A 9,717-nucleotide genomic window follows, 5' to 3' on the forward strand; every position below is an offset into this window, starting at 1 on the left:
CACACGGTGGCGGGCGTGTGCGGCGCGGCGGCCGGCCCGCACCCGGCCCACGGCGTGCGGTACCCGTGGGCGCCGGGCCGTGCGCCCCGTCCTCCTCACGGCGGGCGGGACACCGAAGACGCCGGGTCCTGCGGTCCGACGCCGTTCGGCGGGCGGGCTTCGCGCGGTCCCCGACGCCCGCCTCGCGGCGGCGGCCGTGGCACCGCGCAGGCGCGGGGGCCGTGCGCCCCCGTCGCGCTATTCGGACATCGGTGCGTCGGTCGCCGTGCCGGGATACCGGATCGTCGGTGAGTCGGCCGCGCTGCCGAGACGCCGGGTCACTGGTGGGCCGGTCGCGCCCGCCGGGTACGGGCGGTCGCCCCGGGCGCGCTGTGATCCCTGTGCGCACGTGATCCTGCCGCGCGCGGGGACCCCGGTGCGTGCGGGAGCCCCTACGCGCAGCGGAACTTCGAATCGGCCCAGTCCGCCAGGGCCACGGGGTCGAACGGTCCGTGCGGCTGCACCACCAGCCGTACGGTCTCGCGGCCGGCGAGGTTCACATGGACGGGTACGGCCGGGTCGCCGCCCCGGACCGTCCCGGACCGCCATAGCCGCACCCCGTCGGCGTAGACGGAGAAGGAGACCTGGCCGAGACCCAGCGTCGTGTCGTCGACGCCGACCGACGCGTCGTAGGAGGAACACGCGCGGTTGAGGTCGATGGTGACGGAGGAGCTGCCGTGGACGGTCACACCGCGCGCGTACCGTCGGCCGTCGATCGACAGGCCGTGGCGCCGCCACACCCAGTTGCTCTCGCCGAGCCGCATCTCGGGTTCGGTGCCGTCGCCGCCGATGTCGTACGCGAGTTCGCTCCACTGGTAGACGGCCGGAGCGGGCGGGGGCGGGGGCGTCGGGGTCGGCGTGGGGGTCGGGGGCGTGCTCGGCGGCCTGGTGGGTGTCGGGGTCGGCGTCGGGGCGGGCGTCGGCTTCGACTTGGGGGTGGGAGCGGGCGTCGGGGTGGGCTGGGGCTTCGGGGCGAGAACCACCGGCTCCGGACCAGGATGCGCCTTCGGCGGCGCGGGCAGGGGAGTGGGCGGGGGAGTGGGAGTCGGCTCCGGGCGGACCACCGGCGCGGAGGAGGGCTTGCGGGCCGCCGGCTGCCGCGCCGGGCTGTCGTGGCCGACGAGCGCGAGCGCCACCGCTGCCGCCGCCACGGCGACGACGCCGGCCGCGATCCCGGCTTTCACCGGCGCGCCCAGCCCCTCCGAGGCCGCCGCGCCACCCGCCGCGCCTCCCGCCCCGCCGGACGAGCCGGCGCCCGCCGCTGCGGCCGCGCCGACGGCGCCCGCTCCGGCCCCACCCGCCAGGAGCCCGAGGGCCTTGGCGTACCCGGCGGCGCCGAACCAGCCGATGACGGCGACCGGCACCACGGCGGGGATGCTGCTCGCGACCTCCTCGATCTGGGTCGCGGCCAGCCGGCACTTGGCGCACTCCTCCAGGTGCTTGCGCAGTCCCCGTTCGGCGCGGGTGCGCAGTTTGCGGCGGGCGTAGGTGCCGAGCTGGTCGGCGTAGCGGGCGCATTCCTCGTCGTCGGCGAGAGCGGTGCTGACGTGGGCCTGGAGGTAGGCCTGCTTGAGCCCTTCGCGGGCCCGGCTGGCGAGCACCCGTGTGCCGTTGGCGTCCAGCCCGAAGAGCGTGGCGACCTCGCTCGGCGACTCGTCCTCGACCTCGGTGTGCCACAACACGGCCTGCCAGCGCTCGGGCAGCGACCGGAAGGCCCGCATGGCCATGGACTGCTCGGCCTCGTGCATGGCGCGGACATCGGCGCCCAGGCCCAGGGCATCGTCGTCGGCGACGTCCGCGGACCGGGCCGACTGGGCGGCGAACAGCGCGAAGTCGTCGACCAGCTGTTCGCGCCCGGCCGACCGCGTCCAGTTCGCGGCGACCCGTCGCACGGAGGTCAGCAGGTAGGCGCGTACGGCGTACTCGGGGCCGGCGCCGCCGCGCACCGCCTGGAGCATGCGGGCGAAGACCTCGGCGGTGAGGTCGTCGGCGGTGTGGGCGTCCCGGCAGCAGGTGCGCGCGTACCGGCGTACCGCGCCCGCGTGGCGCCGGTACAGCTCCTCGTAGGCGGTGTCGTCGCCCGACCGCATCCGCTCGATCAGGTCGGGGTCGGACGGCGGGAGCTCCATGGACGGCGGGAACTCGACCGATGCCGGGAACTCGACCGACGGCGGCAGGACGCCGCTCTCGCGTCGGTCGCGCTGCGGCGGGACGCTGCCCTCCGGCGGAGTCGGGGCGTCGTCCAGCGGCACGTCCGCCCGGCCGCCCTGGCTCGGTACCTGTGGCGAGGGCAGGCCGTCGGCCTCCGCGTCACCGTCACCGAGTGCCCCGTCCCGCCCGTCAACGCTCATCGCGGAAAGCCCCCGCCGCCTGCCCTGCCAGTCCCGACCACCGGGTCAGAGTGCCATATTGGCTTTTGGTCAGAACCCCGCACGACAGGCCCTCCACTCGTCCGTGGGGACTTGCCGCAGCTCAGTACTAGCCGTCACCCATACGGGGAAGGCTCAACTGACGTTTCTCACACGGCAGTTGGGCATTCGGCCCGAAATGCCCGCCGCGCCGTGCGGGCCGACGGGCGCGAGGACGGCAGAACCACCCGCCTCCCTACATCACCTTTTCGGGTCACCTGCCGGGCCGGGAAAGCCCGGCAGGATCACCGCAGTTCGGTACGCATGCCGTTCGGTACGTACACCCATCGGCGCTCGCGCGTACTCGGGCACTCACGCACGTGGGCACTCACCTGTCTCGGTACGCGCGCACCCGGATACCCGTGTGTCCGCGCACCCGTGTGCCCGTGTGTTCACGCCGGACGGGACCGCAGCCCCTCCAGCAGGATGTCCAGCAACCGTGCCGAGGCCGCCGCCTGCTGGGCCGCGTCCGGCAACGAGGGCGCCGCCGTCGCGATCACCAGCAGCACGTCCGACACCGACACGTCCGTGCGCAGGGCACCGGCCGCCCGCGCCCGGTCCACGAGCCGGCCCACGACCTCCAGCAGCGCCGCCGCCCCGGTGTCGTCGTCCACCAGGCCCGCCGCACCCTCCTCGGGCACCAGCCGCAGCTCACCGCCGCCCGGCTGGATCCGCTGCTGCGGCACCCGTGCCTCGTCGACCACACCGGAGTCGGCGTGCTCGTCGGCGACGCCGACCCGCAGCACCTGCGGCGGCAGCAGCCGCCCGGCGCCCGAGGCCACCGAGGTGCGCAGGAAGCGCGACAGCGCCGACCACGGCTCGTCCTCCTGGCCGAGCGCCGTACGCGCCTGGTCGGTCAGCCGGGAGGTCTCCTCCTCGGCTATCCGCCGCACCAGGACGTCCTTGCTCGGGAAACGCCGGTACACCGTGCCGACGCCGACCCGGGCCCGCCGCGCCACGTCCTCCATCGGCGCGCCGTACCCGAGCTCGCCGAAGACCTCGCGCGCCGCCCGCAGTACATGTTCCAGATTGCGCTGTGCGTCCACACGCAGCGGCGTCGTACGCGCTGCGTCCCCGCGTCCGTTGCCCGCCGCGGCGCTCAGCGCGCCGCTCGTCGCGAGCGTGGATGCGGACGACCAATGAGAGTCCTGAATGTGCATATGTGTTCCCCCGGTAATGACGTCTCCCCCCGGAGACTCTCCCCGCCATCTAATTGCCGGAGCGTGCGAACAGACCTCGCGTGCGGCCCCGCCCTGCGAAGTCCTCTCGGTCCTCTCGGACCGGTCGGAACCGGCGGACCCTGCGCGTGCCTCCCCTTACACCCCGTCGACACACGAACATAGTTGAGAGGGAGTCAATTCAGAAGGGGCAGGTTCCGCACGGAGCGCCCCCCGATCGGAGTACGGGTCGTATACGTCCTGGATACACCCCTTACCGCCCCCCGGTGTACGTTCCTGACCTGCGCGTCTTTCCTGGACTCCGACGATTCGGCCAACTCCGGGCACCCCGGGCACCCGGTCACACAAATTGTCGGGGCTGTGGACAAACTCCAGTGCGGGGTGCGTCATGGGATGGTGAAGGAACGTGCGCGCATTCTCGTTGTCGGCGGCGGCTACGTCGGGATGTACACGGCACTGCGGCTCCAGCGGAAGCTGAAACAGGAACTCCGGCGGGGCGAGGCCGAGATCACGGTCGTCTCGCCGGACCCGTACATGACGTACCAGCCGTTTCTGCCCGAGGCCGCCGCGGGCCTCATCTCCCCACGTCACGTCGTCGTGCCGCTGCGCCGCGTGCTGCCGCAGTGCCATGTCGTCATCGGCGAGGCCACGGCCGTCGACCACGCCAAGCACACCGTCACGGTGTCCACCCTCGCCACGGACGAGGAGGGAACGGGACCGCGGCAGCTGACGTACGACGAGATCGTCCTCGCGCCCGGTTCCGTCTCCCGCACGCTGCCCGTCCCGGGCCTCGCCGACTACGCCATCGGTTTCAAGACCGTCGAGGAGGCCATCGGGCTGCGCAACCACGTCATCGAGCAGATGGACATCGCCTCCTCCACCCGCGACCCCGCGATCCGCGACGCGGCCCTCACCTTCGTCTTCGTGGGCGGCGGCTACGCGGGCGTCGAGGCGCTCGGCGAACTGGAGGACATGGCCCGCTACGCCGCCCGCTACTACCACAATGTCCGGCCCGAGGACATGAAGTGGATCCTCGTCGAGGCCTCCGACCGCATCCTTCCGGAGGTCGGCGAGGCGATGGGCCGCTACACGGTCACCGAGCTGCGCCGCCGCAACATCCAGGTCCTCCTGCACACCCGCCTGGAGTCGTGCGCGGACCGGGTCGCCGTCCTCAGCGACGGCCAGCGCTTCCCGACCCGCACGGTCGTGTGGACCGCCGGCGTCAAACCCCATCCGATCCTCGCCGCCACCGACCTGCCGCTCAACGAGCGCGGGCGCCTGAAGTGCACCCCCGAGCTGACGATCGACGGCGTCACGCACGCGTGGGCGGCGGGCGACGCGGCCGCCGTCCCCGACGTCACCGCGGAGGAGCCCGGCACCCCGACCGCCCCCAACGCCCAGCACGCGGTCCGCCAGGCCAAGGTCCTCGCCGACAACATCGTCCAGTCCCTGCGCGGCCGGCCGCTGCGGACGTACTCCCACAAGTACGTCGGCTCGGTCGCCTCGCTCGGCCTCCACAAAGGGGTCGCCCACGTCTACGGGCGCAAGGTCAAGGGCTACCCCGCGTGGTTCATGCACCGCGCCTACCACCTGAGCCGCGTGCCCACGCTCAACCGCAAGGCACGCGTGCTCGCCGAATGGACACTGTCCGGGCTGTTCAAACGGGAGATCGTCTCCCTCGGATCACTCGAACATCCCCGGGCCGAGTTCGAACTGGCTGCCGGTGGAAAGCCTTCGGACGACCCGAAGGGGTCGTCCTGACCGGACCCAGGAACTCCTCCGGCCGCCCCGGCGTCTGACGAATGTCGGCCCGGACGGCCACCCTGCCAGACTGACCCCGAGCCCCGGGCGAGCCCCCCGCTCGCCCCGTGAACCCACGAGGCTGTTCCCCAGTGCTGCATGAGCAGGTGCTGCAACAATGTGCGGCCACTGCCGCGCCGCGCGGCCCCCGGAGCCCTGACCGGGTCCGGAGCCGGCCGACGACGACTACGCGAGGCAAGGATTCGTGAACTTCACGCGCTGGAGCGCCCGGCTCCCCGGAACGCAGCGCCGCGCCGCAGCGCGGACCGACCACACGGTCACCACGGACCGGCGGGGCGACGGCTCCGTACCCGCGGCCCGCGTCGAACGACTCACCGACGAGTCACCGGCCGTGCCCGTCGTCGACGAACTCCCGGTGCGCGAGGTCCTCGACCGCGTCCCCGCCCTCGTCGCCCTCGTGCACGGCCCGGAGCACCGCCTCGCCCACGTGAACAACGCCTACACCACGGCCTTCGGCGCACGGCCGCGCGGAGCACCCGCCGCCGAGGCGCTGCCCGAGCTGAAGGAACTCGGCCTGCTCCCGCTCCTCGACCAGGTCCTGCGCAGCGGCAAGCCTCGCACGCTCAAGTCCCGCAAGGCCCCCGACGGCCGCTCGTACACCTTCACCTGCACCCCGGTCCCCGAGGGCGGCGACGGCGACGGCGGAGTACTGGTCTTCGCCACCGATGTCACCGACCACGCCGAGGCCGCCGAACGCCTGCGCGCCAGCGAGCGCCGCCAGCGCGAGACCGCCGTCACCCTTCAGCGTTCCCTCCTGCCCCAGGAACTGGAGGAGCCCGACGACCTGCGCATCGCCGCCACCTACCAGCCCGGCGGCACCGAGGCCGCGGTCGGCGGCGACTGGTACGACGTGATCACGCTCGGCGGCGGCCGTACGGCACTGGTCATCGGGGACGTCATGGGCAGAGGCGTACGCGCGGCGGCCGTCATGGGCCAGCTCCGTACGGCGGTCCGCGCCTACGCCCGCCTCGACCTGCCCCCGCACGAGGTGCTCCAGCTCCTCGACGGCCTCGCCACGGAGATCGACGCCAACCAGATCGCCACGTGCGTGTACGCGGTGCACGACCCGAACGAGGGCCGGCTCGTCTACGCGTCCGCCGGGCACCTGCCCATCCTGGTCCGCGACGAGAGCGGCACGGTCCTGCGGGCCGACGAGCCGACCGGCCCCCCGCTCGGCACGGGCGGCTGGATGCACGCCTCGGGCACGATCCCGCTCGGCCCCGGCTCCACGGCCGTCCTCTACACGGACGGCCTGGTGGAGCGGCGCGACGAGGACCTCGACGAGGGCATCGCGTCACTGGAACGCGCCCTGGCCGGCGCGACGGGCACCCCGCAGGTGGTCTGCGACCGCCTGGTCCGCTCGGCGGGCGTCACCGCGGACCACGACGACGACGTGGCCGTCCTGGTCCTCCAGCATCCCGCCCGTACCGGCCCGGACCGCGAGCTGTTCCGCAACGCGGCCCTGGAGCTCCTCGGCGGCGTCGAAGCGGCCCCACGCGCGCGTGCCTTCGCCTCCGGTGTACTGACCAGCTGGCGCTTCTCCGCCGAACTGCACGACCTGGGCGTCCTGGCGGCCAGCGAACTCGTCGCCAACTCCCTCCAGCACGGCACCCCGCCCATGCGGCTGCGGCTGCGCCGCACCGACCGCCGCCTGATCGTCGAGGTCACGGACGGCGACGACCACCTGCCGCGCCGCCGCCGCGCGGAACCCGGCGACGAGTCGGGCCGGGGCATCGCCATCGTGGCGACGATCGCCTCCAACTGGGGCAGCAGACGCACACCGGGCGGTGGCAAGGCGGTGTGGTGCGAGTTCGTGCTGCCGAAGGCGGCCGACCCGGCCGGGTAGGCGCCCTACGGGAGTGGGGTAGGCCAAGCATGGGCCCGGTGGGCCGCACAAAGGAAAGAGGCGGCCGACGTCCTCCCGGACGACGACCGCCTCACCCGCGTCAGGCCTCCGCGGCCACCGGCTCCGCCGGGGTCCCGCCCCGGGCGACCACCCGGTTCCGGGTGAGCCACGGCCGGTCCTGCGCGGCGGTGAGCTGTTGCCCCAGCCGTACGCCGAGGACGGTGATCCCGAGCGAGAACAGCAGGAACGTCACGATGTACGGCGCGTGCAGCGAGGCCCCCATCGGCCCGCCCACGGCCGGCCCGACCGCCAGCGCGAGCTGCTTCACCAGGGCGAACGCCGAGTTGTACTGCCCTGCCATGCCCTCCGGGGCCAGATCGGCGACCAGCGGCGCGACCGTCGGCGACAGCATCGCCTCACCCAGGCCGAACAGCGCGTACGTCGACACGAACGCGGCGGTCGCCATCTCCTGGCTGCCGTGCCCGAGGCCCGCGTACCCGGCCGTCACCCACGCCACGGCCCAGATCAGACCCACGGCCGCGATCACCCGGGACCGCCGCCGACGCTCGACGAACCTCAGCACGGCGAACTGCGCGACCACGATCATCGCGGTGTTCGCGGCCAGGGCCGTACCGAGAGCGGAGGTGGAGATCCCCGCGGCCTCCACGCCGTAGGCGCTCAGCCCGGACTCGAACTGCCCGTAGCAGGCGAAGAACAGCACGAAGCCCAGTACGCACAGCTGCACCATGGCCCGGTTGCCGAGCAGCTGCTTCCAGCCGCCCTTGGCGGACCGCGCGGGCGCGCCCTCGATCCGCGGCGAGTGCGGCAGCCGCACCGTCGACATCACCACGACCAGCAGCAGGAACACCGCCGCCTCGATGGAGAACAGCAGGGTGAAGGAGGAGACGCGGTTCGTGTCGACGAGGTGACCGCCGATGAGACCGCCGATCCCGAGCCCGAGGTTCTGCAGAAAGAACTGCATGGCGAAGGCACGCGAGCGGGTGTCGGCCGTGGAGCAGTCCACGATCATCGTCGCCAGCGCGGGCTGCATCACGGCCTGCCCGGCACCGAGCGCGGCCGCGGCGCACAGGACGGCGGTCGCGTCGCCCGCCAGCCCCAGGCTCAGCGCGCCCAGCGCGGCGGTGACCAGGGCGGCGATCAGGACCGGCCGAGGGCCGCGCCGCACGATCGCCCGTCCGGCGAACGGCAGCACGATGAGCGCGGCCACGGCGAAGACGGCGAGTACGAGACCCGCGGTCAGAGCTCCCAGTCCCCGTACCTGCGCCACATAGACGTACAGGTAGGGGACGGTGAAGCCGAGCCCGAACGCGCTGAGTGCGTTACCCACGTGGATCCGGCGCATCTGTGCGCCCATCGCCCTGGTCACGTTCACCTCTCTCGAGTTGATGAAGCCGCGGTAGTTAGACCTGTAGACTTCAAAGCTAAAGTTCGAAGGTAAACAGTACATCCCGAAGAACTTAAACGCCAAGCAGACCCGTGCCATACTGCGGGGATGGGCGATACCCCCGGCAGCCGTCTCAGCGAACCGACACTCGAGGAACAGATCGCCGCCTACCAACGCGAGTTCCAGGACCTCGACCCCCAGGTCGAGAAGATCGTCTCGGCGCTGTCCCGCCTGAACCGCCGTATGCACGTCGCCTACGGCCGCCAGACCTCCGCCCTCGGCATCAGCAACGCGGAGTGGGAGGTCCTCAAGGCCCTCGTCCTCTCCGGCGCCCCCTATCGGATGGGCCCGAGCGATCTGGCCAAGCGGCTGGGGCTGACCCCGGCGGCGATGACCCACCGGATCGACCGCATGGTCGCCGAGGGTCTGGTCACCCGGGAGAGGGACGAGTCCAACCGCGTCCGCGTGATCGTGGAGCTCATGCCCGAGGGCCGTGAGAAGTGGCTGGAGGCGATGCGCCTGGCGTCGGTCTTCGAGGAGGAACTGCTCCAGGATCTGTCCGCCGACGAGCGGACGGTGCTGGGCGAAGCCCTGACCCGCCTGCTGCGCAGGGTGGAGCACGCCCAGCCGGACGCCGGCGGCCGACTCAGCGACCTCGACTGAAAAGATCTTGACACGGGGCGGTTGACACGCCCCTCCCGGATGCGTAAAGTTCTTCGGGTTGCCGCCGAGCCGTAACGGTTCTTCGACAACACCTCCCGCCGCGACAGCGGCAACAAACCACCAGCACGATCTCCCGATGGGATCGAATTCGGCGTGCCCGAATTCAATTCGATATCGGGTTCGGCCGGCCCGATCGACTCGAACGACTCGATTGGGAATCGCCGAGCGGATCCGCTAAGGTTTGAGACGTCGGAACGGCCCAACGGCCGGGAAGACAAGCCCCCTCTGACTGGGAGTCAGGCCCGAAAGGATCTGATAGAGTCGGAACCGCCGGAAAGGGAAACGCGGAAGCGGAAA

General features: G+C 72.4%; 6 protein-coding genes. 3 read left to right on the forward strand and 3 right to left on the reverse strand.

All coding sequences use genetic code 11. The features are described from left to right. Positions 1-431 precede the first annotated feature (431 nt). Entirely contained in the window at positions 432-2,390 is a 1,959-nt protein-coding gene (locus ACWCQK_RS07690) for a sigma-70 family RNA polymerase sigma factor (RefSeq protein WP_451152926.1), read from the reverse strand. Between the two features lie 449 nt (positions 2,391-2,839). Continuing rightward, the gene (locus tag ACWCQK_RS07695; RefSeq protein ID WP_451152928.1) at positions 2,840-3,607 is read right to left on the reverse strand and encodes a TetR/AcrR family transcriptional regulator; all 768 of its coding nucleotides are present in this window, start codon (positions 3,605-3,607) and stop codon (positions 2,840-2,842) included. 411 nt (positions 3,608-4,018) lie between these two features. Here ACWCQK_RS07695 and ACWCQK_RS07700 point away from each other — a divergent pair, with 411 nt between their 5' ends. Further along, complete coding sequence (locus tag ACWCQK_RS07700) at positions 4,019-5,386, forward strand: NAD(P)/FAD-dependent oxidoreductase (protein ID WP_451152930.1); 1,368 nt, start codon at positions 4,019-4,021, stop codon at positions 5,384-5,386. Positions 5,387-5,630: 244 nt separating this feature from the next. Further along, entirely contained in the window at positions 5,631-7,292 is a 1,662-nt protein-coding gene (locus tag ACWCQK_RS07705; protein ID WP_451152932.1) for an ATP-binding SpoIIE family protein phosphatase, read from the forward strand. 100 nt (positions 7,293-7,392) lie between these two features. Here the strand turns inward: ACWCQK_RS07705 and ACWCQK_RS07710 are convergent, their stop codons facing one another. Then, positions 7,393-8,655, reverse strand: a complete 1,263-nt coding sequence (locus ACWCQK_RS07710) for an MFS transporter (protein ID WP_451153001.1) — start codon at positions 8,653-8,655, stop codon at positions 7,393-7,395. Between the two features lie 150 nt (positions 8,656-8,805). On the opposite strand from ACWCQK_RS07710, the gene ACWCQK_RS07715 reads away from it, so the two are divergent. Next, positions 8,806-9,360 carry a MarR family winged helix-turn-helix transcriptional regulator gene (locus ACWCQK_RS07715; protein WP_451152934.1) on the forward strand — a complete coding sequence of 185 codons (555 nt, stop codon included), beginning with the start codon at positions 8,806-8,808 and terminating at the stop codon, positions 9,358-9,360. Positions 9,361-9,717: the final 357 nt, after the last annotated feature.

This window comes from Streptomyces sp. NPDC002306, from assembly GCF_053593435.1.